This window comes from Acinetobacter sp. UBA3461 (genome assembly GCF_002381195.1).
In the GTDB taxonomy this organism is placed as follows: domain Bacteria; phylum Pseudomonadota; class Gammaproteobacteria; order Pseudomonadales; family Moraxellaceae; genus Acinetobacter; species Acinetobacter schindleri.
The window spans coordinates 1-23,802 of the sequence record NZ_DFRO01000038.1 but is presented as its reverse complement, the minus strand read 5'-3'; the positions used below and the strand labels follow the sequence as shown (position 1 = coordinate 23,802).

The 23,802-nt window shown below is 40.9% G+C and carries 17 protein-coding genes and 1 tRNA gene; 3 read left to right on the top strand and 15 right to left on the bottom strand.

Annotated elements, in window-relative coordinates:
- The first annotated feature begins 158 nt into the window (after positions 1-158).
- From fdxA to B3D47_RS10610, 3 genes are all read left to right on the top strand, one after another.
- On the top strand, positions 159-482 hold the full coding sequence (fdxA, locus tag B3D47_RS10620) for a ferredoxin FdxA (RefSeq protein ID WP_004812595.1): 324 nt from the start codon (positions 159-161) through the stop codon (positions 480-482).
- A 139-nt stretch (positions 483-621) separates the two neighbouring features.
- On the top strand, positions 622-1,335 hold the full coding sequence (locus tag B3D47_RS10615; RefSeq protein WP_004812593.1) for a D-Ala-D-Ala carboxypeptidase family metallohydrolase: 714 nt from the start codon (positions 622-624) through the stop codon (positions 1,333-1,335).
- Positions 1,336-1,467: 132 nt separating this feature from the next.
- Positions 1,468-2,133, top strand: coding sequence for an O-methyltransferase (locus tag B3D47_RS10610; protein WP_286861950.1), 666 nt, complete (start codon positions 1,468-1,470; stop codon positions 2,131-2,133).
- Between the two features lie 201 nt (positions 2,134-2,334).
- On the opposite strand, the gene B3D47_RS10605 is transcribed toward B3D47_RS10610, so the two are convergent.
- The 15 genes from B3D47_RS10605 to B3D47_RS10535 all read right to left on the bottom strand — a co-directional run bounded on the left by B3D47_RS10605 (position 2,335) and on the right by B3D47_RS10535 (position 23,488).
- On the bottom strand, positions 2,335-3,177 hold the full coding sequence (locus B3D47_RS10605) for a universal stress protein (RefSeq protein ID WP_071321085.1): 843 nt from the start codon (positions 3,175-3,177) through the stop codon (positions 2,335-2,337).
- A 187-nt stretch (positions 3,178-3,364) separates the two neighbouring features.
- Positions 3,365-3,985, bottom strand: coding sequence for an acyltransferase (locus B3D47_RS10600; RefSeq protein WP_004894343.1), 621 nt, complete (start codon positions 3,983-3,985; stop codon positions 3,365-3,367).
- Entirely contained in the window at positions 3,978-4,577 is a 600-nt protein-coding gene (locus B3D47_RS10595) for an IMPACT family protein (protein WP_286861947.1), read from the bottom strand. Before B3D47_RS10595 ends, B3D47_RS10600 begins: the two co-directional genes overlap by 8 nt.
- A gap of 107 nt (positions 4,578-4,684) precedes the next feature.
- Positions 4,685-5,872 carry an HlyD family efflux transporter periplasmic adaptor subunit gene (locus tag B3D47_RS10590; protein WP_286861945.1) on the bottom strand — a complete coding sequence of 396 codons (1,188 nt, stop codon included), beginning with the start codon at positions 5,870-5,872 and terminating at the stop codon, positions 4,685-4,687.
- Complete coding sequence (locus tag B3D47_RS10585) at positions 5,869-8,007, bottom strand: type I secretion system permease/ATPase (RefSeq protein WP_163171447.1); 2,139 nt, start codon at positions 8,005-8,007, stop codon at positions 5,869-5,871. Before B3D47_RS10585 ends, B3D47_RS10590 begins: the two co-directional genes overlap by 4 nt.
- Positions 8,004-9,551 carry a TolC family outer membrane protein gene (locus B3D47_RS10580; protein ID WP_286861943.1) on the bottom strand — a complete coding sequence of 516 codons (1,548 nt, stop codon included), beginning with the start codon at positions 9,549-9,551 and terminating at the stop codon, positions 8,004-8,006. Before B3D47_RS10580 ends, B3D47_RS10585 begins: the two co-directional genes overlap by 4 nt.
- 140 nt (positions 9,552-9,691) lie before the next feature.
- Positions 9,692-10,432: an LPS export ABC transporter ATP-binding protein gene (lptB, locus tag B3D47_RS10575; RefSeq protein WP_286861941.1), complete on the bottom strand. Its 741-nt coding sequence runs from the start codon at positions 10,430-10,432 to the stop codon at positions 9,692-9,694.
- A complete protein-coding gene (gene lptA, locus B3D47_RS10570; protein WP_004812577.1) occupies positions 10,432-10,998 on the bottom strand; it encodes a lipopolysaccharide transport periplasmic protein LptA in 567 nt (188 codons plus the stop codon). Before lptA ends, lptB begins: the two co-directional genes overlap by 1 nt.
- Positions 10,982-11,530 (bottom strand): LPS export ABC transporter periplasmic protein LptC, encoded by a 549-nt coding sequence (lptC, locus tag B3D47_RS10565; protein ID WP_004894330.1) that lies wholly within the window; start codon positions 11,528-11,530, stop codon positions 10,982-10,984. The genes lptA and lptC overlap by 17 nt, the downstream gene beginning before the upstream one ends.
- A 33-nt stretch (positions 11,531-11,563) precedes the next feature.
- The gene (locus B3D47_RS10560; RefSeq protein ID WP_004894328.1) at positions 11,564-12,103 is read right to left on the bottom strand and encodes a KdsC family phosphatase; all 540 of its coding nucleotides are present in this window, start codon (positions 12,101-12,103) and stop codon (positions 11,564-11,566) included.
- Between the two features lie 3 nt (positions 12,104-12,106).
- A complete protein-coding gene (locus tag B3D47_RS10555; RefSeq protein ID WP_005221710.1) occupies positions 12,107-13,084 on the bottom strand; it encodes a KpsF/GutQ family sugar-phosphate isomerase in 978 nt (325 codons plus the stop codon).
- Positions 13,085-13,356: 272 nt separating this feature from the next.
- Positions 13,357-13,432 (bottom strand) — tRNA-Gly (locus B3D47_RS10550).
- Positions 13,433-13,497: 65 nt separating this feature from the next.
- Complete coding sequence (gene cysS / locus B3D47_RS10545; RefSeq protein ID WP_286861938.1) at positions 13,498-14,919, bottom strand: cysteine--tRNA ligase; 1,422 nt, start codon at positions 14,917-14,919, stop codon at positions 13,498-13,500.
- Between the two features lie 178 nt (positions 14,920-15,097).
- Complete coding sequence (locus B3D47_RS10540; protein ID WP_286861936.1) at positions 15,098-15,508, bottom strand: hypothetical protein; 411 nt, start codon at positions 15,506-15,508, stop codon at positions 15,098-15,100.
- 69 nt (positions 15,509-15,577) lie between these two features.
- On the bottom strand, positions 15,578-23,488 hold the full coding sequence (locus tag B3D47_RS10535) for a BapA/Bap/LapF family large adhesin (protein WP_286861934.1): 7,911 nt from the start codon (positions 23,486-23,488) through the stop codon (positions 15,578-15,580).
- Between the last annotated feature and the right edge of the window lie 314 nt (positions 23,489-23,802).

Sequence of the window (23,802 nt, the reverse complement as noted above, 5' to 3'; positions counted from 1 at the left end):
GAGCTATAATCTCTGAATTTGATATCTGCATCGGTTTTTTTGCAAAAATAACAGCCCTATATATAACAAATATCAATAAAAGGAATTGTTAGTTGCTGCAGTTTTTGCCTAAAATACACATTAGTTATTAGAACCATATTTTTTAGGTAGCTGTCGCCATGACCTTCGTTGTCACTGAAAATTGTATTAAATGTAAATATCAAGACTGTGTTGAAGTTTGCCCTGTAGATTGTTTCTATGAAGGTCCGAACTTCCTTGTAATTAACCCGGACGAATGTATCGACTGCGCGTTATGTGAACCAGAATGTCCTGCAAATGCAATTTTCTCTGAAGATGAGTTACCTGAGGGTCAGGAAGTATTCATCGAATTGAATGCTGAGCTGTCTCAAAAATGGCCGAATATCACCCAAATTGGTGATCAGCCAGCTGACCGTGAAGAATGGAACGGTAAAGCAGACAAACTGCAATATCTTGAAAAGTAATTTTCAAATCCCCAAAAAAGATCAGCATAGTCTGATCTTTTTTTGTACCTGATGCACACATTTCATTGCAATTTATCCTGAATTTCTTCGCAAAAGTGGACTAAAATAGCGCTATTTTATAAATACCTGATTTCTAATAATGAAGCATTTTTACAAGGGATTATTGGGTCTCAGCATGATCCCTTTTGTCATGGTGGGCTGTACCACCGCGACAAAGAAACCAATGACCTTGCCAGATGGAAAACGGATTTACATTCCTCAGGAACAGGTTAAGGTTGACCGTAAGGTGCTGCCTAAGAGTATTCCTTTTGCCTATACCAACTGGGCAGCCGTAGCAAATAACCTCTCTCGTGTACGCGAATATGAAGTATTTTTAGAACGTAATTCGGTAGGCAATATCATTCCAAGTTTTGAATTGATGCGTACCGCACGTGACTGGTCGCGTTGTGGTGGACCGCAGTATATGGTGCCGAGCCGTGAGCTGTGGAGCAATCAGTTACCAACGTTACGTGTATTTAAATATCTGGTTGCAGCCAATGTCCTCAATGATTTCGAAGTGACCTCAGTTTATCGTGATCTGCCACTCAATAAATGTGCTGGTGGTGCTAACTCTTCACGTCACCTGTATAACTCTGCGATTGATTTCCGTATTGGCCCGGAATTCCCGCAGCCAGAAGATTATGCCTATATTGAGAATACCAAGTTCAAACTCTGCCAGTTCTGGATACAGCATGGTCAAAGCCTGAATATGGGCTTAGGTCTATATGCTTCAGGTCAGATCCATATTGATACCCAAGGTTACCGCACCTGGGGCCCGGATTTAAGCCGTAGATCTTCAATGTGTAATTACTAAGTCATTCCAACTACAATACAGAATCTGTAAATCGTTCTGTATTGTTCATTTTCAAAGCAAATATAAAACAATAAATTGCGCTCTACTGCGAAAGGTTTAAAATGCCTGCATCGCAACAAAGGTGCTCAAGCTATGCAACAAATGTGGACAGATCTCGACAATTATATTGATTCACATTTAATTCCAGATGATTCTATTCTGAAACAGACTCTTGAAAATACAGCTGCGCATGGATTTCCTGATCATCTGGCGGTAGCTGCCAATCAGGGCATGCTGTTACAGATGCTGATTCAGATGAATGGCTGCAAGCGTGTACTTGAACTGGGAACTTTTGCTGCATATAGCACCATGTGGTTGGCACGTGCCCTGCCTAAAGATGGTTATATCCTGACCATTGAAGGTCGTGATACGCATGCCGCAATGGGTCAGGAAAATATCGAGCGTGCCAACCTTAAACAGACAGTCGAACTTAAATGTGGCCGTGCAGCAGATATTCTAAAAGCTCTACCGGAAGATACAGAACCATTCGATTTTATCTTTATTGATGCGGATAAACAGAGCTATCCTGAATATCTGGAGCTCAGCCTGAAACTATCTCGTTCAGGTACAGTAATCTTTTTAGACAATGTTATTCGTGCTGGGGCAATTATTGATTTGGACAATAATAAGCCAAGTATTGAAGGTATTCGCAGCATGTTTGAAGCAATGCAGAATCACCCGCGCCTACTTTCCAGTACCGCTCTACAGACCGTGGGCAGCAAAGGTCATGACGGTTTTGCACTGGCTATTGTCAAATAACAGTCTGAGAGCAAAAAACACCCAATAAAGTATTTTAAATATATAACAATAACTTATGGAATGTAACCACAGAGTTATCCACAATATATGAGGATAACTCTGATTATTTTTAAATCAAACTGTAACAATTTCCAAGTTCAAGCTTTTTAATTTCGTGGAATTGTTATTTTAACTTTATAACGCTTTTTCCAATATTTTCCTTTACTTGGCAACCAGAAGCGGTACTTTGGAATTGCGGAAGATGGTGGTCGCGATACTACCCAGGAAAAACTGGTGGATTTTGCTGTGACTGAATGCACCCAGCACAATCAGCTGAATTCCCTGCTCCTGCTGATAAGACAGAATGTTCTCTGCCACATCACCATAGCGGTATTCAGGAACAACATCCAGTCCAGCTTCTTTCAGATAGTTCAACGGTTCATTCAGGATTTCAGCATGATCTCCGACATACAACAAATGACACTGTAGCAGTTTCAGCAAATCACTTTCTGCAATGCGTCTCATCATCTGGATACAGGTTGGTGAATATTCATAGGCAAAGATAAAGCGTGTTGGCGGTTTAAAGTTTTCACCCACTGTCATTACCGTACAATTGGCACCACGGATAAAGTTTTCCACATTGGTGCCCATCGGCTTGTTTTTCTCAGCCGAGCGCTCACCCAAACGTCCAATGACGACAATATCATCAGGTCTGAGTAACTGAAAACTTTGTTCCAGGAAATCCCCTTTTTCCTGAATATGGATGGTGTTGATATTGTGTTTTTCTTTGATCTGGTCAGAAATATGCCGCAGCAGATTATTGCTATAGTCTAAAGCCAGTTCACTCTGTTTCTGTTCAAGTTCAGCCAGTTCTTTTAATAGCATGGCATTGCTTTCAAAACCAATCACACCACTAATTTCCCCCAAATGATAACTTGCAGGGTAATAATCCAAAACTTGCAATAACACCAGTTCGCGATGGGTCTGCTTGGCAATCCATGCAGCCGCTTCTGCGAGGGCATTAATGCATGGAGAAGAATCAATGCAGGCAATGACACGTTTCATGTTTAGCCTCTCTCATTATAATAAAAGTTCTTAGATATTTTTAAGTTAGCATAGCCTTCGGCAAATGTGCAGCGAATTCTGTAGCACAGGATTTGAATTATGTTATTTTTTATGTGACGTTCTAGTGGCTTATACATTTTTGAACTACCAGAACAATCCTTGTATCGTCTGAAACTCTAATCACGTATTAATCCCGGTAGCGAATCAGTTTGGCCGGGTTACCTGCAACGATCATGCGTTCATCCAAATCTTTGGTCACCATACTGTTCATACCAACAATGGCCTGATCCGCAATTTTCACTCCGTCTTTAATGCCGACATGAGCACCCAGCCAGACATCACGGCCAATTTCAATCCCTTTGGAACGCACCGGCTGTTTATAAATGGGCTGTTCCAGCTCCATCCCATGATCAAAAGCGTACAGGTGACAATAGGCCGCCATACGCACCTGATCATGTAACTTAATTCCTACCCGTCCACCATCCAGAATACAGTGGTGATTAATCGCGACTTCATTGCCAATTTCTAGTGGCCCATGCAAGGTACAGTCCGCTGCGATAAAACTATGATCACCAATCACGATTTTTCGGCCCGGTTCAGCGAAGATATGGGCCAGTGGTGAAATAAAGCAGTTCTCACCAATCTCGACTGTTTCCATTTCACGCAGATAGTCCTGATATTCGCGCTGCCACTGTTCTGCCCAGCCCCGGTTTTTAGGCTTGAGTGACCAGTATAGCCACGGCATATAATTAAGACGATGCTTATGCTGCTCGCGGTATTTCAGTAGAGGGTCCTGCTGCTCAGTCATCTTGGGGCTCATCTATAATTTTTAAGGCTTCACGTCCGCGGCTGACATCCTGAATCTTCAAGGCAAATGGCTCAATCTGATGTTTCTGCATTTGCGCAATAACCTCGACGCCTTCTGCGGTATAATCTTCCTGATAGTCAATCTGTTGCTGATTCAGCTCATACTGAAAAATAGCCCATTCACTAAAATTACAACGAAAGGACACTTTCTTCTTTTCAATCAGTTCAATCTTTTCAGCTAAGATTAGGCATTGCCCCGCACAGCCCCCATAAGCACGAACCAAACCACCCGTACCTAGCTTGATTCCTCCATACCAGCGATTTACCAGCACCAATACATTGGTCAGCTCATTGCCTTCAATGGTCGCTAAAATCGGTCGACCTGCGGTGCCAGAAGGCTCGCCATCATCATTAAAACGCACATTATGTCCAATTTTCCATGCCCAGCACTGATGCGTCGTGGTGGTGTCACGATAAGCTTCCAGAAAATCCTTTACATCCTGTTCGGATTCCACCGGCGTGGCAAAGGCCTGAAAGCGGCTTTTCTTGATCTCTTCTTCAAAACTGACAAGGTTGGCAATGGTAAAAGACATTGGATTCAAACAATAACATCACTGTGTTGCAGTATAACGTGTTTGCTGGCACAAACAAAAAAGCCCCTATACATAGAGGCTTGATTTTGTACAACTACTATGAAGGATTAGCGTTCGCGTAATGCTTCTTTAGCCTTATTAAACGGTTTAACCAAATAATCCAGTACGGTTTTTTCACCCGTACGGATATCCACGGTTGCTACCATACCCGGCGTGATATTAAATTCCTGTCCGGCTTTATTGTTCAGCTTGTCATTTTCGGTACGGATATAAACGCGGTAGTAAAACTGATCCTGCTTGACTTCATCACGTAGAGTATCGGGTGAAATCACAGTGACTTTACCTTTCAAGCCGCCATAAATCGAGTAATCATAAGCGGTGATTTTGACCAGCGCTTCCTGATCCGGACGGATAAAGGCAATATCACGTGGTGAAATACGTGCCTCGACCAGCAATTTTTCATCCAGCGGTACAATCGTCATCAACTTGCCGTTTTGTGGAATGACGCCTCCCAAGGTCATGACATCAATTTCCTTCACCACGCCACGTACTGGCGATTTGAAAATAGTCCGGTTCAGCGTATCGGATTTACCACGTACCACCTGTTGCTGAGTTTCCACATCCGTATTGGCTTTGGCAAGTTCTTCACGCGCTTTCACAAAATACTGGTTCCGCACATCATTCATCTGGTTTTGCAGGTCATTGGCTTCACGCTTTAAACGCAGAACTTCCACTTCGCTTGCAGCCCCTTTTGCAACTAATGGTTCAGTCATCGCCAGTTCTTGCTGTACCAGTACCAAGGCCTGCTGTAACCCTGCTAAAGATTGTTCCAGATTAGCACGACGCGATTTATATAATGCAGTTTCCTCTGCCACCAGTTTTGGCTCTTTCAGCACCTCTGGCGGGAAGGACAACGGCGCACCAGTGACTTCAGCACGTAAGCGTGCCGCAGTTGCACGCGAAGAAATTAACAGAGAAGCCGATTCACCCACATTGGATTCAAAACGGGTGGGATCCAGCTGCGCCAATACCTGACCCTGCTCGACAATTTCACCTTCTTTGACGTTCAGCTTGGTGAGGATACCACCTTCTAAAGACTGAATAACCTGTTCCTTGGAAGAGGGAATCACTTTACCGGTGCCTGTCGAAACTTCTTCCAGCTTGAACAGCCATGCCCACGTCAGCAGAATCAGTAAACCTATGCCAATGATCCAGATGATCACACTTGATTTTGGCAAAGATGGTTCCTGAAAGCTGACTTTGGTTGAACGCTTGATTTCCTGTTGTGCACTCATGCGCTTGCTCCCGTAACACGCTTCGCTCCACCTTGTGATTGATTCAGGATCTGGTCCCGCGGACCATCCATCACAATCTTGCCGTCATTTACGACAATGATGCGATCTACCAATTCAAGTACCGCACGACGATGTGTAGCCACCACCATGGTTCGGCCAATCAGATAAGTCTTTAAATTATCAATCAGCTGTTTCTCAGAAACATCATCAATGGCAGCAGTGGGTTCATCCAGCAATAAAATTCGTGGTTGGCGAATCAGTAAACGAGAAAGTAACAAGGCTTGACGCTGCCCCCCAGAGAAGCCCACACCACCTTCGAGAATGATATGGTCCAGGCCTTCTTTTTTCTCCTGAACAAAGCCCAATGCACCTGTAAGTTGCAAAGCTTCCAGGATTTGCTGGTCAGTTGCCAGTGGTGCACCCAGTGTCAGATTTTCACGAATGCTGCCATAAAATAACTGTGAATTTTGATTCAGTAGGCCCATATCACGGCGCACATCTGCCGGGTCAATCAGGTTCAGATCAATCCCATCAAGTTTAACCTTGCCCTGTAACGGCGTTTGCATACCGGATAACAACTGCAATAAGGTTGATTTACCGGCACCATTACGGCCCAAAATCGCAATCTTCTCACCAGGCTTGATGTCTAGTTTTGGAATGACTAGAGTCGGTTTAGGGTCATCTTCACCATATTTGAATACTGCCCCGCTCAGTTCATACTGACCTTCTAGCAATGGGCGGTGAATCAGATGAGAATAGTCCGGCTGATCTACCGGCTTTTTCATCAGTTCATCTAAACCGTTTTTCGCGACTTTCGCCTGCTGTAAACGACCCAGTACGCCAGTAATTTGTGATATCGGCGCCAGCATACGCGAAGACAGGATTGAACAGGCAACCAGTGCACCTGTGGTCATTTCACCTTCCATAACGGCAAAACAGCCCACTAACACGACGATGGCAAATGTCAGGCCTTGAATCTTTTGCGTCCAGGCGGTCATCAAACCAACGATTTTACGTTGCTGCATGCTGACATCGGCGGACACTTCATTCATATGGTTCCACTGGTTCTGGAAACGCGATTCAGCACGCAGTAGCTTGATGTCTTCAATTCCTTGTACTGCTTCCACCAGCAATGCATTACGGATTGCAGATTCACGCATGCCCATTTGTGCCAGCTCACCCAGTTTTTTCTGTGCCAGAATCCCCGGTAGAATCATTATGGGTACGACTAACAGCATCACCCAGAACAGGTTTCCGCCAATGAGCCAGAAAATCCCTAGGAAGAGGAAGAAAAATGGCAGGTCGGCAATTGCAGTCACCGTAGTAGAAGTCACCAGTTCACGGACGCCTTCCAGTTCACGAATCTGTGAAATAAAAGTACCGGTAGATTTTGAACGCTCTTTATTTTTAATGCGTAAGGCATGACCAAAAACCTGGTCAGAAATACGTAAATCAGCGCGCTTGCCGATAATATCAGACAGATAGATCCGGGAGACGCGTAAGGTAAATTCGAAGATTGCCGCAATCAATACACCGCCTGCCAGTACCCATAAGGTCGGGATAGACTGTGAAGGAATGACCCGGTCATACACGTTCATGGAAAAGACAATGGTAGCCAGTGCGAGGATGTTCGCGATTAAAGAAGCAAACATCACATCGATATAACGCTTCCAGTCATTCAGGACAATTGACCAGAACCAGTTCTTTTCGAAAGGCTTGATATATTCATCGACCCGGGCATCAGGTACTGAAGACTCAGGACGTAAGATATAAAGGCTTTTAGCACCCTGCTTCAGATGGTCCAGGTCAAAGACCTGAGACAGCCCCTGATCGCCACTGAGCTGTACACTAGCATTGCCTTCACTATCAATGCGCTCGATGACACCCACTTCGCCATTTTCAAATTCCACCAATATTGGCAATTTCCATGGACTGAGCAGACTGGCATCAAACTTGTTTTTACGTACATTTAAACCGATCTGACGCGTGACAACTTTGAGCAGCTCATCTACATCATGATGCTGGTTCCAGTCGAGTTGTAAGCGGATTCTTTCCTCAGATGGCTCGATGCGATAATGCTTGGCGATATTAAGTATCGCCTGAAGCCACGGCTGATAATTTATTGTATTACTCATGGCTGTACTTCAAACCCCTGAATAGAAATACGGTTAAGGTCATAAAGATCGCGTGTACGACCAGTGACCTGAATGTACTGAACAATAGCGGTATAAATATCGTAACGCGCAGTTTCGATTTCTTGGGCTGCGCTGTGAATTGCCTGCTCTGCATTAAGCAGATCGACTACGGTTCGAGTACCGAGTTTATATTGTTCCTGATACAGCTCTCTGGTGCGCACAGTGGTTGCACGGCGCTGTGCCAGAATGTCCATTTGTCGCTGTTTATTTTCAATCTGTTCGCGAATCAAGCGGACCTGATCGACTACATCCAGATAGGCAGTATTGACCTGAGCACGTGCTGCTTCTTCAGCAAAACTGGCTGCACGGGTCTGTGATCTGGTCGCCCCACCTTGATAGAAATTACTGGTGGCTTCAATCATCACAGAGTTATAAAAGCCATCATCTTCATTATTATTCGGATTGCGACCATTAATGGCCTGACTCATACTCCCTTTGATATTAATGGTAGGATAAGTATTTAGCTTGGCCTGCTCTTTTTGCGAACGTGCCACTTCCACGCCAGCATGTGCCAACATCAACGTCGGAATACTGGTAAATTCAGGCTCCTGGTAAAGTCCGGCCTGTTGAATCAGACTATCTGGAATTTCCCACTCTACATTGGATATATCAAAGCCGAGTAAAGTGCGCAGTTTTTGTTGATACTGACGTAACTGGGTTTGTTGCACAATCAGGTTATTCTCTGCAGCTTCCAGATTGGATTGGGCCTGAATCGGATCGGCCTGACTGCTGATCCCGGCTTTGGCTCGCAGATTGGCAATTTCCGCAATTCGTGCAATCCCTTGTTTCTGCTGCTCGGCAATCTTGGTGATTTCCTGATAGCGCTTGATATTGACAATGGCATCTGCCACTTCAAGTGCAATCTGATCCAAACTGACTAAAACCCGTGCCTGCGCTTCGGCAAGCTTAGCTTCTTCAGTGGTTACGCTGGATTTTACCTTGCCAAAATCATATAGCATTTGGGTCGCATTCAGAGAAACTACCTGACGACCGCGCTCACCCTTGGTTAAATCTGCTGTTCCAAATCCACCCGAAATCTGTGGATAATATTGTGCCTTTGCGACATCAATATTGGCAGCCTGAGAGGACAGCGAAGATATACTTTGTGAAATCTCGGGACGACGCTGAACTGCTGTAAGTACAGCATCCTTGAGATCAATGCGTCTGGGAATGCCCATGGCTGGAATACTATTCTGGGAACGAGTACCATTCTGAAAGCCGCCTACTTGGGGCAACTCCTGAACACGTGAGGTATCCAGCTGATAATTACTCAAATCCCGCAGATCAACCGTATGTGAGGATTTCACAGGTTCAGGGGAGAATAGTTTACTGACCCCTTGTTTGAATCCCTGAAAATATCCCTTTTCCGTATCTGCCGCATAAACCTGAGACATTTGCAAAGGCAATAAAAGGGCGATCAATACCCTTTTTTTTCCCTGTAAATTACCCCGAAGTTTATTAATTTTTTTTGCTTGCAATAGCATGATTATTGGTGTCGTTTTTAAACTAACTATATACCAAAAATATTTTAAAATTGATGATACTAAAATATTTTCGACGAAAAAATCCCACACAACAACGTTAAAGTTGACTGTGTGGGCTTGATTAAGGTAATAAAGCCGAATTACACGGTAAAGTCATCACCCAGATACACTTTTCTAACAGTTTCATTATTCAGGATTTCTTGTGGTGTACCTTCTGCAATCACTGCACCTTCACTGACAATATACGCATGCTCACAGATTGCCAAAGTTTCACGCACATTATGATCAGTAATTAATACCCCAATACCGCGATCTTTCAAGGTTGTGATAATGTCTTTAATATCTCCGACAGAAATCGGATCGACCCCGGCAAAAGGTTCATCAAGTAGCATGAATTTTGGATCAGCTGCCAGCGCACGGGCAATTTCCGCACGACGACGCTCACCACCAGAGACACTCATGCCCAGAGAATCTTTGATATGGGTAATCTTAAAGTCTGCCAGCAATTCTGCCAGGCGCTGCTGACGCTGGGCTTTGGTCAATTCCTTACGGGTTTCAAGAATCGCCATGATATTTTCAGCAATGGTCAGCTTCCGGAAAATAGAAGCTTCCTGCGGCAGATAACCAATCCCTTTGCGGGCACGTTCATGCATGGCCAAATCTGAGAGATCCAGATTATCCAGATATATTTCACCTTTATCCATACGCACCAGACCAACCACCATATAGAAGCTGGTGGTCTTACCTGCACCATTCGGACCAAGCAAACCAACGATCTGACCACTTTCCATACTGAAGGATACATCCTTCACCACCCAACGTTTACTATAGTTTTTCGCCAGATGTTTAATGGTTAAGGTTTGAACCTTTGATTCAGCCATTAGTCACGTGCTCCCGGGAAGGATTTAGAACTGGATGGTGGAATCACAATCTGTACACGACCTGAAGAGGAACCGGTTTTATTTGGCGTACCGACAGCTTCAATATCCCCCTTATTCATACTATATCGAAGCGTATTACCACGGATACTGGCTCCATCCTGTTCCAGGAAGGCATTACCTGTCAGGGTAATAATACCGGTATCAGCATTGTAGACAATCTTCTGTGCCTGACCTTTCGCGATTCCTTTAGCAGCATCGATTTGTTGCTGGAAACGTGCAGGACTGCCATTTGCTGTAATCGTGCTGATTTGCTTCTTGCTGTTCAGGTTTGCCACAATTGAGTTTGCCTGAAGTTTCATAGTCCCTTGCTCAATAATGACATTACCGGTATAAGTCGTGATACCGGTACGCTCATTAAAAGTTGCACGGTCAGCTACCAGCGAAATAGGCTGCTGACGGTCTGAAGGAATTGCAAGCGCTGCGAGTGAAGTAAACCCGAGCACAGCAGCAAGCGCAGTACGCTTCAGGAAAGTAGTCGTCATTTTAGGTTTAAGAATTTGGTTCATACTTTCCTCGAATATTAAAAAATTCGTATTGACCGTCATTTAGATTTGCCTTCAAGCCCTGACTGATAAACTCAGCTTGTGGAGTCGTTACTTCTACAGCTTTATCCGTTTCAATTTCTCGTGTTTTAGGGAAACCTGTTAACTCTTCTGTCTTGAACTGAAGCTGACCATCTTGCAGAATCTTGGTTGCTACCACCTGCTGAGAAAGGATCACTTTAGTATTATCCTCATAGCCATTCACAAGTTTGGCATAAAAAGTAGAATCTACTTTGCCATCCTTGTACATAGAAGCATTCATATTTTCCAGCTTCGAGGTTTTTTTCTGCATATCCTGCTCGAGTCGATCGACTTGAGCACGAACAGCCAGCTCACCTTTTTCATCGGTTTGCGTCAAATTAATATTTTCAGCCGTGGATTTCATACTGCGTGCAGCATCTACCTGAAGCTTATTGCCACTTCCACTGAAATAATAATAACCACCACTTATGGCTGCGAGAATAATCGCGGTTACGTATAAAACTTTAGTATCCATAAGCGGTGTACTTAATCCAGAACGTATAGTTGATTAATATGGCGCACGAGTAAACTTTTCAAGTAATTCTTGGTAAACACCTTTAGACATTAAAAGCATGTCACAGATCTCACGCACCGCACCACGGCCACCCATCGCCTGAGTCACCAGATCGGCACGACGACGTACTTCGACATGACCATTTGGAACTGTCACTTTCATGCCAGCAATGGCAAAAGCTGACAGGTCGGGCCAGTCATCGCCCATATACAGGCAATCTTCAGGATCGATATTCAACTGAGCGCAAGCTTCTTTGAGGGCAACGCCTTTGTCTTCACGCCCCTGATAGACTAGGTCTACCCCTAAATCAGACATACGCTTTTCTACAATATTACTTTGACGTCCAGTGATGATAATCACTTTAATTCCAGCTTGCTGAACCAGCTTCATACCCAGACCGTCACGAATATCAAAGGACTTGATCTCATCACCCGTATTGGTTAGCGTGACAAAACCGTCACTTAGAATCCCATCTACATCAAGCACCAGTGCTGCAATATGACGTGCCTGCTCTAATAATACATAAGATGCCATCTATTAATTTACCCCAGCCTGAATCAGGTCATGCATACTAATTACACCAATGACTTTATTGGCATCATCAACAACTACAAATTGATTAATTTTACGTTCATTCATACGTTCTAGCGCTACTACAGCACGTGCTTCCTGAGAAATCGTCAGAGGATTTTTGATCATCACTTCTTGAATCGGCAGATTGACATCAAAACCTTGCTGCTTATCAATCAATCGGCGCAAGTCCCCATCCGTGAAAATACCCAGCAGAACATCATTTTGATCGACAATTGTGGTTAAACCTAGGCGTTTATTTGAAATTTCGTATAAAACTTGATTCATCGGTGTATCTGGTGACACTTTCGGCAGTTCTGCACCAGTATGCATCAGGTGTTTAACATGCAGCAATAAGCGTTTACCCAAGGCACCTGCTGGATGTGACAAGGCAAAATCGTCAGCAGTAAAACCACGTGCATCTAAAAGAGCGACAGCCAGTGCATCGCCTAACACCAGAGTCGCTGTAGTACTTGAAGTTGGCGCCAGACCAAGCGGACAAGCCTCTTGAAGATTACCCAAAGTTAAAGCGACATCGGCATTTTGTGGCATAGGGCCTTTGTCGTCACCACTAATGGTAATTAAAGGAATTTCCAGACGCTTGATCAAAGGCATCAGCATCATGATTTCATCACTCTTGCCTGAGTTTGAAATGGCAATCAGTACATCACCCGGTACCAGCATGCCGAGATCTCCATGTCCCGCCTCACCTGGATGCATAAAGAATGAAGGCGTACCTGTAGAGGCAAAAGTCGCGGCCATTTTGCGGCCAATATGCCCGGATTTCCCCATCCCGGTAATCACCAGACGCCCCTTACACTGCAGGATAATTTCACATGCCTGACTAAAACGCTCATCGATTTGGGCAGCTAAAATCTGTAATGCATGTTCTTCGATACGCAGTGTTTCAAGTGCAACTTTCTGGAAGTCTATTTGATTTGGCATATTTGGTGGGTTCAAAGTAGGTTTACCTTAACTCTATACAGAGTTGACTCAGTCTAGTAAAAATAATTTTCGCAATTTTATCATATCTATGCAAATTACAGGTTTCAAAATGTATGGCTTTTCATAAAACTTAAACTGAATGTTTTGAAATCTCCCTGACCGAAAGCTCTTCATTATTCAGAATTTCATTATGTAAATCAGTTCTGGTTGTCCTTTTTATTTTGCATAGGCAATAAAAAACCCCAATCTTCCGATCAGGGTTTTTTGAATTTTGGAGCGGGAAACGAGACTCGAACTCGCGACCCCAACCTTGGCAAGGTTGTGCTCTACCAACTGAGCTATTCCCGCAATATGGGAGTGGATTATAAAGAGTTTCTGCTAACTGTCAACTCTCTATCGTTTCAACTGTCGAATTAATCAGCACGACGCCATACCGTACCTTGACGGGTATCTTCCAATACCACTCCTTGGTCTAATAAAGACTGGCGGATTTCATCAGCACGAGTAAAGTTTTTCTCTTTCTTGGCATCCTTACGTTGCTGGATCAGGTCTTCAATCTGCGCTTCAGACAAGCCTAACGCTTCCTGACCAATATCAGACTTCAAGAATTCGTCGACATTGTGCTGTACCAGACCCAGAATATTGGTGAGATGACGCAAAGTAGAATAATAAACAGCGGCCTGTTCCTGATTCTGATCTTTTACTGCACGGTTTAGCTCTTTATTCAATTCAAACAATACAGCAATCGCTTCTGGAGTATTAAAGTCATCACGCATGGCTGCATTGAAACGCTCAACAAAACTTTGATCGAGTGTGTCAACAACTTGCTCACCATATACCGCTTGATAAGCTTTGAAAGAATTATAGAAACGCATTAGCGTATTTTTCGCTTCTTTTAATGCTACATCAGAATAGTTCACTGGGCTGCGATAGTGTGAAGATACGATAAAGTAACGCACCACTTCTGGATGGAATTTTTCAATCACATCACGGATGGTGAAGAAGTTACCCAAAGACTTCGACATTTTTTCGCCATCAACATTGATAAAGCCCGCATGCATCCAGTAGTTCACATACTGTTCGCCAGTGGCTGCTTCTGACTGTGCAATCTCGTTTTCATGATGCGGGAAGCTTAAGTCAGCACCACCGCCATGAATATCAAAATGATTGCCTAGGCAGCAAGTTGACATCGCAGAGCATTCAATATGCCAGCCTGGACGACCATTGCCCCATGGTGAAGCCCAAGAAGGTTCATTTTCTTTGGCATGTTTCCACAACACAAAATCGAATGGGTGTTTTTTCTCAACTTCGACGTCTACACGTTCAGAAGCACCGGCCTGCATATCTTCCAGTTTACGACCTGAGAGACGACCGTATTTGGCAAATTTTTCAACTTCGAAATAGACATCGCCATTATTTGCCGGATATGCAGTTCCTTTTTCCACTAGCGTACCAATCATGTTTTGCATTTGATCGATGTAATCAGTGGCTTTTGGTGCTTCATCCGGTGCAAGACAGCCTAACTTGGCGAAGTCTTCATTCATGGCATCAATAAAACGACTGGTCAGTGATGAAATGCTTTCCCCATTTTCATTGGCACGTTTAATGATTTTATCGTCAATGTCGGTGATATTGCGTATATATTTTACTTTCCAGCCCTGACTACGCAGGAAACGGATAATATAGTCAAATGCAACCACTGTACGCGCATGTCCTATATGACAATAGTCATAGACCGTCATCCCACAAACATACAAATCAATCTGACCTTCTTTACGAGGCACAAATTCTACTTTTTTACGTTGCTCTGAGTTATATAGAACAAATGGTTGCATAGGTCTTCTAGAATGCTTTTACAAATGATGGCTCATCTTAACCTAAGCATTATTTTTCATAAAGTTTTAAGATATGTTTTTATAAAATTAGCAAATTCATTAATGAATTTAAGAATTAAAAAAAAAGACTAGTATCTAACTAGTCTTTTTTCACTCGTAGTTTTAGTGAGTTTTAGAACTAAGTTTCACTTTTGCATTGGACCAGTGCTTCTTTAGTTTTTGGACCAAAATGATTTACGATGCCCGTGCTACGTACGTTGATCCAGTTCTGTTCACCTTTCTTATAAAAGTCGACATCAAAACCTGTGTATGCAACCGTAAATTGATACTGCGAACTATCACTTGCTTTTCTGCCCTGGCGTACAAATTTCTTTTCAAATGCGCCCAACTTTTTCTTCGCAGAAATCAAACGCAAAATGCTTTTATCTCCGACTACATAAGATAAGTTGTTGGCTTTTTGCACTGAACAATCAAGGGCGTATCGACCTTGAAAATCACCTAAATTTGCTGATGTTTTTGTTTCCGTATTTGCATTTGCTAGAGTGAATGATGCTGTAAGGAGTAATACAGACAATAATGCTTTTTTCATGTTTGACTCGATATTTGTAAATGACAGTTCATCAGGAGAAAGTGATTCCACTTTCTCCTGATCGATGAATTAACCAATAAGTTGTTGATTTGCGATTAATTGATTGAGTAAATCCAGCTGAGCTTGCTGCGTAGCAACAGTTTGATTCTCTAGTACCAATAGATCGGTTTTTTGGAACTCATCTGCCTTACCATCACGGTCAATTTGAACGATAGCTTTACCATCTGCAGTTTTTCCGATCGAGACAAATTCTTTCAGATCATCACCTTGCTCATAACCTACTAACAAGGAACTTACATCGATTTTGTCGGCATTTTCATCTGTTAATGATGTTGTTAAGTGGAAGTCAGTCCAAGTATCTATGCCGTTACCACCATTATTATGAGACAAATCTAAAACATCAAAAATTACAGTGTCAGAGCCTGAGCTTAAAGTATATATATCATTAGAAGCTGAACTTTCAACTAGATTATTAAATTCATTCCCTTGAATAACTTTAGCAACACTAAATTCTATCGCTGCTTTATCAGACTCGCCTGTTGGAGAAATAATTTCATAGTCGAAATACTCTCTACCACCACCAAGACCGTTTGGCGTGAATACGTAACTACCATCTGATTTTACTACAAGATCACCATAACTACCGTAAACTGTGATTTCTTGAACTTCATTAGAACCTAAATAAAGATATTTATTTCCAAATTTCACGATAGCTTGATCTTTTAGACCAAGCGCGAATTTATCGTTAGAAAGGAAATTACCTATAACCTGGCCAGCTAGATAATCGGCATCTTTGCCAGTAGAGGTCCATGAATCATGGTAGTTATATGTTTGAGAGAAATTGAAACCATAATCCATTCCTGTACCATTATGGCCATCGATGGAATATTTCACTGTATAAGTACCAGATTTTAAATTCTCCCAAGTATGTGAGAGCGTATCTTTTTGCACATCTTTAAGTGAAATTGTATCTCCTACTTTAGAATACGTAACCTCTCCAGTTTGGGCATTTTTAACAATTTTATATAGCTCAAAATGCAAACCTGTCTTGTAAAGACCTTTAATATCCAAATCAACATTTAATGAGAATGTTAAATCTGTCGTCATATATGGCGTATTTACAATCTCAATAACTTTTGATTCCTTGTCCTTAATTTCATCCCATATTGGTAAACGGAGTCCTGTCTTTTCATCAATAATGACTTGTTCGACTTTATTCACCATTGGTGCAGCAATATCAATTTCCTTTTTTTCTGAATCAAATTGCTTATCTTGATTTGCATCAACAGTAGATAATTTGACATTTAGGATTGAAGATACAACTTCACCATTCGCTTCTTTATACGAATAGCTAAATGTATCGATCATGCCAAACTGCGGTATTTGATAAGTAGCATCGACGAAATACTCATAAGTACCATCTGCATGGTACGTTAATGTTCCATATGTGCCCTTCACTACAGTCGATTCCAGACTTTCGACTTTTTTTCCATTTAAAGTATAGATTTTTCCATCAACTGGAATATCTAACTTACCTGAAACCTCACCTTTATACACTACTGGATTATTGTAGTCTTCAACCGAAATTTCTTTAACTTCCAGTGTTGTACCACCAATAGCACCGATACCACCAGTGCTATTTAACAATGCCACATACTCGCCTTCAGGGAAATCAAGATTAATTGGATCTCCAATATGAATACCACCTAAAGGAATGACCAATGTTACTGGAAGAACGACGTAGTTCGGCTTGGTGTAAAACAATTCAAGCTGACCATTATCAAGTTTTTTATAAACCTGTAAGTCAAATATGCTTGCTACAGATACAGCCTGATAAGCACTTGCATGGAATTTAATATTCGCCAATTCTCCCGATTTGACACTTATATTAATACTATTATCAGCAGAGATAATTCCCGCATCTACAACGTCGCCTAATGATATTTCAGCCACACTAAATGCTGTCGCATTAATCTTACCTTTCGTTATGGTATTGAGATTAACATCCTCAAGTTCTACCTTCTCAACTAAAGTTTTAACCGTCGGCTCAATCTCTAACAAAGCAACTACTGTCGATAAGCCATTCTCTGTATTTGAGAAGTCTAAAGTAATTTTAAGTTGTGCATTATCAGATTGACCAGAAATTGGGTCATAAATCGTATATGTAAATTCTTCTACATCACCATAGTTAAAGTTTTTACTGTTAAAGGCTTCATAACTATAAGTACCATCTGCTGAAATGGTTAACTGGCCATATTTACCTTGAACTGTCACTGCATCAGTAATTTGATCAGTTTTAACTGATACCACAACACCTTTAGCATCTATTACCTGCGTAATAAATGAACTCTCAATATTTGGCCCTACATCCTGCCCTTTTGCTTGTAAATCAATGTCATTAATTAAGTTACCTTTAGCAATACCTGAAACAGAAATTGGATTAGCATAGTTCAACACTTTATTCTGTGTTGCTTCAAGTGTATAGCCGTATAGTGCATTTACACCACTTGTAGGCTCTAAAACTGCATAATATTGGCCTTCGTCAAACGTATACGTAACAGGTTGTTTAGAAGCACCACCTAAGAGTGCTACGCCAAACCAGTTCTCTTTTAACTCGACTAATTCCAATTTATTCGTTTTTTCATTTAATTTATAAACATACAAATTGTAATTAGTGAGAACCTGAACACCTCCAGATTTTCCGTTAAAAGTAATGACCTGTTCCGTTAACGGATCAACTTTAAACTGCAGTGAATTTTTAGGTGTTAAAGCCCCAAGATCAAGTACACTGCCTAAACCAATATAGGCAACGTTCACTGTTGTTTTAGAATAGTGCTCTTGAAGTTCATCCTTCGTCATGAATTTTTCAGAAGGAGCTACATTTAGATTTAGATCAACATTATTGTCTATAGCAAGTAACTCTTGAGTTGCCTTTGAAAGATTGATTGTTAATGTTTCAGAACCAACGTTATTAACAGTATATTTAAAGGTCTCAATCAAGCCAGAATTTGCAAACTCTGGACTAACTGTATATTCATATTCTCCATTTGGCTGAATAATCAATTTACCGTATTTACCATTAATTACTGTAGAACCATTAACTTCCGTTACTACAGGTTCACTATCTTCATTTGATGATGACTTATCTGTTGTAACCTCAACTTCTTTCACGACAATATTATCTAAAGCATCATTTTTAATAACGTTGCCTACCACCTTATAGAAGCTTGTTGAAGGACTTACAGTGACTGTCGTTTCTTGTAGAACGCTGACTAAGTTATTCACAAGATTACCGACAACAATATCAATTGCTTCGTCAAGGGCTGACACAAGTGGTTTCAGTAAAGATGTACCAATTACTTTATCGACTAATGCTGATATCGGGAATGTGATGAGATTAACTGTATTTAAAATAGCAGTTAAATAATCAATTAAAGTTGCACCTGCTACCGAGTCTTTACCTAAAATCAGTTTCAATTCTTTAATTAAGGCATCTTGATTATCTTTACCTAGTAAATACCCCCCCTGACCCAAATTAGCCAACTCGATATCACTGATCAATTTTTTCAGTTCACTCTGGTCTGCATATGTTGCGATTCGATACTGACCTGGCTCCAAACCACTAAATGTGACAGAAGCGCTATTGTTATCAATCGCTCCTAACGCATATTGAGTTCCTAATGATGCAACAACACCATTTTGACCCATTGGTGCAGAAATGAGATTAACCCACTCACCTGTTTCAACATTCTTTTGCTGTAAAACAACGCCATATGCCTTTGCAACAGATAATAATGAACTAGTATCTAAACTTACCTTAACTGAATGATTACCTGCATATTCATCAGCTTCAAAGTTAAATACTGTTCCTGCCTTAATCTCATTTTGCGTGCTATTCGTCACATTGAATAAATTAAGAAAATCACGTCCTGAAGCAACTAAAGTGTCTTGATTAACAGATGTTGGCACACCTGAAATATTATTAAAATCAGACACCAATCCACTCAATAACGAGTCATTAGATAAAATACCAGTATTAAATTCTGAACTACCATTGCCAGCATCATCTTGAATCGCATTTTTATCTTTCAAGTCTTTATCTACATAAGAAACCTGAACTTTATCGGATTGATAAATCGGCTTCACAGTTGTGATAACAACTTGCTGATCAACGATTTCAACCCCTTGAATCTCAACAACCTCATCCGTATTTTTGATAATCACAAAGGAGTCGAATGTAGGAGGATTATCGTTATCAAGCAATTCATCAAATTCTAGAACGATCTTTCCATCCTCATTAATATAACTATTCGTATATTTAGGAGCTTTTAAATCTATAGCATATGGAGCATTTGCTGTTTTATTCGATTCATTACCCGCTTTATCTTTGAATGTTACTTCAGCAACAACCTCACCCGCCACATCTCCAAATGACGAACCTGATAATACCGCAGTCCACGTACCTGATTGTGCATCTATAATCGCATTAACTGTTTCATTACCCACTGTAACTTGAATTATAGTTTCAATGCTATCAGCAGGAATTGATGTTAATTGACCAACAATCGTAACTTTATCTTGAGATTCTGCAATATTCACAATGCCATCTTCTGCAACAGTTTCGATTGTGAAGATTACGCCGTCCAACGCTGGTGGGGTGATATCAGATTCAAATCCACCATTGGCTTTATCCAAGACTTTTTCTGAACCCGGGTTACCCGCAAGATCAGTATAAGAGCCTTCTTTAAGTATAAGACTTGGTTGATCTGTACCTTCTTGTACAAACTCTAAAGTCCATACCGTTTTGTCTGTTGCAGATTGTTGGAGTTTGTCAATTTTACCGCCTACTGCGACAAAATCATTAATGTCGAGATCTTTAACTTCTTCACTAAATTTAATGGTAATGGTTACTTTTTCACCCTCAGCTAAAAGCGTATCCGATGCTGTGATACTCTCAACTTTCGGCGCAGTTGTATCTACCTGGTAGTTCGCAATAGTTGAGATTGTTGAACTATTACCGGCAGCATTTTTTAAAGTAGCTTCAGCAAAAATCTGAATGCCTTTTAAGAAGTGCTCACCCGCAATATTTGCTGTCCATTCACCAGTCTCTAAGTTAACAATTTGTGCTTCAACAACTTGACCACCTACTGTAACTTTAATTGCTGTAAGCGTACTGTCTGATGGAATTAAGCTTAACTTACCAACAATAGGAACATTTAAAGACGTTGATTCTACGGCATTGACAATACCGTCAGTAGCAATACTTACAATGTTGAAAATTACATCACCTAATGCTGGTGGTGTGATGTCCGATTCAAATCCACCATTGGCTTTATCCAAGACTTTCTCTGAACCCGGGTTGCCTGCAAGGTCTGTATACGACACTTCCTTTAGTTTAAGACTTGGTTGATCTGTACCCGCCTGTTTAAAGCTTAAAGTCCAGACTGTTTTATCATCTGCAGACTGTTGAAGACCTGAAATCAAGCCACCTTTCGCTTCGAAGTCAGCAAGTTCAAGGCCTTTAACCTCTTCATTAAAGGTAATCGTAATTGTGACAACTTCATCTTTAGCCAAAACTTTATCTGCAGGCTCAATACTTGTAACTTCAGGCTTACTTAGGTCTACTTCATAATTTGAAGCTGTACTCTTGGTGGAGGTATTACCCGCTTGATCCTTAAAGGTTACTGTCGCATTAACTTCTTTAGCTTGATTCGCAACATTAATGAATGATGAACCGGATAATACCGCAGCCCAAGTACCGGACTGGGCATCTGTAATAGTCGCATCGACTGTTTCACTACCCACCGTAACTTGAATTACAGTTTCAATGCTATCAGCAGGAATTGATGTTAATTGACCAACAATCGTAACTTTATCTTGAGATTCTGCAATATTCACAATGCCATCTTCTGCAACAGTTTCGATTGTGAAGATTACGCCGTCCAACGCTGGTGGGGTGATATCAGATTCAAATCCACCATTGGCTTTATCCAAGACTTTCTCTGAACCCGGGTTACCCGCAAGATCAGTATAAGAGCCTTCTTTAAGTATAAGACTTGGTTGATCTGCACCTTCTTGTACAAACTCTAAAGTCCATACCGTTTTGTCTGTTGCAGATTGTTGAAGGTTATTAACACTACCACCTACTGGGACAAAATCATTAATGTCGAGGCCTTTAACTTCTTCGCTAAACTTGACAGTAATAATTACTTTTTCGCCTTTAGCCAAAAGCGTATCCGATGCTGTGATACTCTCAACTTTCGGTGCAGTTGTATCTACAGTGTAGTTCTCAACCGTTGTCTTAGCTGAAGTGTTTCCTGCCGCATCCTTAAACGTCGCTTCAGCCAAAACTTGAGTATTATTGAGGAAATGTTTACCTTCAATATTCGCTGTCCACTCACCTGTTTCCAAGTTAACAATTTGTGCTTCAACAACTTGATCACCTACTGTAACTTTAATTGCTGTAAGCGTACTGTCTGATGGAATTGAGCTTAACTTACCAACAATAGGAACATTTAAAGACGCTGATTCTACGGCATTGACAATACCGTCAGTAGCAATACTTACAATGTTGAAAATTACATCACCTAATGCTGGTGGTGTGATGTCCGATTCAAATCCACCATTGGCTTTATCCAAGACTTTCTCTGAACCCGGGTTGCCTGCAAGGTCTGTGTACGACCCTTCTTTTAGTTTAAGACTTGGTTGATCTGTACCTGCCTGTTTAAAGCTTAAAGTCCAGACTGTTTTATCATCTGCAAACTGTTGAAGACCTGAAATCAAGCCACCTTTCGCTTCGAAGTCAGAAAGCTCAAGGCCCTTAATCTCTTCATTAAAGGTAATCGTAATTGTGACAACTTCATCTTTGGCTAGAACTTTATCTGCAGGTTCAATACTTTTAACTTCAGGCTTACTTAGGTCTACTTCATAATTTGAAGCTGTACTCTTGGTGGAAGTATTACCCGCTTGATCCTTAAAGGTTACTGTCGCATTAACTTCACCAGCTACATTACCAAATGATGCCCCTTGAAGTTGTGCCGACCAAATACCATTTTTAAAATCAAAAATAATGGCATCAACAGTCTCTTCACCTACCGTAACTTGAATCTTAGTTGCGATGCTATCTTTAGGTATCGAGGTCAATTGACCAATTACAATAACTTTGTCGTTTGATTCCTCAATATTAATTACACCATCTTGCGCAATTCTATCAATTTTAAGGATCACATCATCTACTATCGGCGGGGTGAGATCTATAATCGCTGACTCTGTAACACTGTCAGAAACATTGCCTGCTTTATCTTTAATTTCTACAGTAACATCAAATTTACCTTCAGTTTTTCCCTCTAAAGGTACATTAACTACAATTTTACCTGCTTCAACATCTTCTTGTGTAAGTGCATGCTCTTCACCATTTACGATCACTTTATCCTGATCTGTTAAGCCTGTAGGTAAGTCTATAGTGACTTCAACCTTATCATCTTGAACTTCTTCTTTATTGATAAATGAATCACCATTACCGATGATAACATCCTGAGGCTTTTTCACTTTTGTTACTGCTTCTGATGATCCGCCACCCCCACTACCTCCTGCCGCACCCGCAATTAGACCAATTCCACCAAGCGCTAAACCAACAAATGGCCAAACACTTACAAATGAACTTTCTGACTGCCCATATAATAATGGTTCAATCTTATCTATAGGGTTATAAGTAACTGTTTTAAAATCAAATAAAAACAATTCTGCTTGCTCATTTCTAAAAACTAGCGAGCTTTCTTCTATATTAAAATTATCAACTGCTATTTTTTCACCGTTCTTTAAAGTGATTACTGCCTGATTATTTAAATATTCAATCTTTTCTATATCTTCAACTTTTACATCTATTAAGACAATGGAGCTATCAGTTAATTTAATTTTATGTAAATAATTTTTTATTAAACTATTACTACCATTTTCTTTTGCTATAACTTGAACCTGCATAGGAGCCCCTAAAAAAACCAACCAAAATAATCAGAATTAATTAAACGTTTATTTTGCTTATTTTTCAAGTATTTAATTTTTTCAAAATTATCTTACAAATTAAATTAATAATCCCAATTGATTTAACTTAACAACATGAAATCATTATGATTTTATCCATTCCAATTTTACTAAATTATAAAAAATTAATAATTATTATCTTTTATTTATATAAAGATCTTTATTTTAATAAAAATAATAGACTTAAGTCTAAATCCATTTATTATCTTAAGATAATCTTAAAATTTAATTCAATATAGTAAATTAAACATTAA

What these genes read in the sequence shown, in the direction of transcription:
- fdxA (WP_004812595.1), top strand. Translation starts at nt 159, where the DNA reads ATGACCTTCGTTGTCACTGAAAATTGTATTAAATGTAAATATCAAGAC.
- B3D47_RS10615 (WP_004812593.1), top strand. Translation starts at nt 622, where the DNA reads ATGAAGCATTTTTACAAGGGATTATTGGGTCTCAGCATGATCCCTTTT.
- B3D47_RS10610 (WP_286861950.1), top strand. Translation starts at nt 1,468, where the DNA reads ATGCAACAAATGTGGACAGATCTCGACAATTATATTGATTCACATTTA.
- B3D47_RS10605 (WP_071321085.1), bottom strand. Translation starts at nt 3,177, where the DNA reads ATGAAACGTGTCATTGCCTGCATTGATTCTTCTCCATGCATTAATGCC.
- B3D47_RS10600 (WP_004894343.1), bottom strand. Translation starts at nt 3,985, where the DNA reads ATGACTGAGCAGCAGGACCCTCTACTGAAATACCGCGAGCAGCATAAG.
- B3D47_RS10595 (WP_286861947.1), bottom strand. Translation starts at nt 4,577, where the DNA reads ATGTCTTTTACCATTGCCAACCTTGTCAGTTTTGAAGAAGAGATCAAG.
- B3D47_RS10590 (WP_286861945.1), bottom strand. Translation starts at nt 5,872, where the DNA reads ATGAGTGCACAACAGGAAATCAAGCGTTCAACCAAAGTCAGCTTTCAG.
- B3D47_RS10585 (WP_163171447.1), bottom strand. Translation starts at nt 8,007, where the DNA reads ATGAGTAATACAATAAATTATCAGCCGTGGCTTCAGGCGATACTTAAT.
- B3D47_RS10580 (WP_286861943.1), bottom strand. Translation starts at nt 9,551, where the DNA reads ATGCTATTGCAAGCAAAAAAAATTAATAAACTTCGGGGTAATTTACAG.
- lptB (WP_286861941.1), bottom strand. Translation starts at nt 10,432, where the DNA reads ATGGCTGAATCAAAGGTTCAAACCTTAACCATTAAACATCTGGCGAAA.
- lptA (WP_004812577.1), bottom strand. Translation starts at nt 10,998, where the DNA reads ATGAACCAAATTCTTAAACCTAAAATGACGACTACTTTCCTGAAGCGT.
- lptC (WP_004894330.1), bottom strand. Translation starts at nt 11,530, where the DNA reads ATGGATACTAAAGTTTTATACGTAACCGCGATTATTCTCGCAGCCATA.
- B3D47_RS10560 (WP_004894328.1), bottom strand. Translation starts at nt 12,103, where the DNA reads ATGGCATCTTATGTATTATTAGAGCAGGCACGTCATATTGCAGCACTG.
- B3D47_RS10555 (WP_005221710.1), bottom strand. Translation starts at nt 13,084, where the DNA reads ATGCCAAATCAAATAGACTTCCAGAAAGTTGCACTTGAAACACTGCGT.
- cysS (WP_286861938.1), bottom strand. Translation starts at nt 14,919, where the DNA reads ATGCAACCATTTGTTCTATATAACTCAGAGCAACGTAAAAAAGTAGAA.
- B3D47_RS10540 (WP_286861936.1), bottom strand. Translation starts at nt 15,508, where the DNA reads ATGAAAAAAGCATTATTGTCTGTATTACTCCTTACAGCATCATTCACT.
- B3D47_RS10535 (WP_286861934.1), bottom strand. Translation starts at nt 23,488, where the DNA reads ATGCAGGTTCAAGTTATAGCAAAAGAAAATGGTAGTAATAGTTTAATA.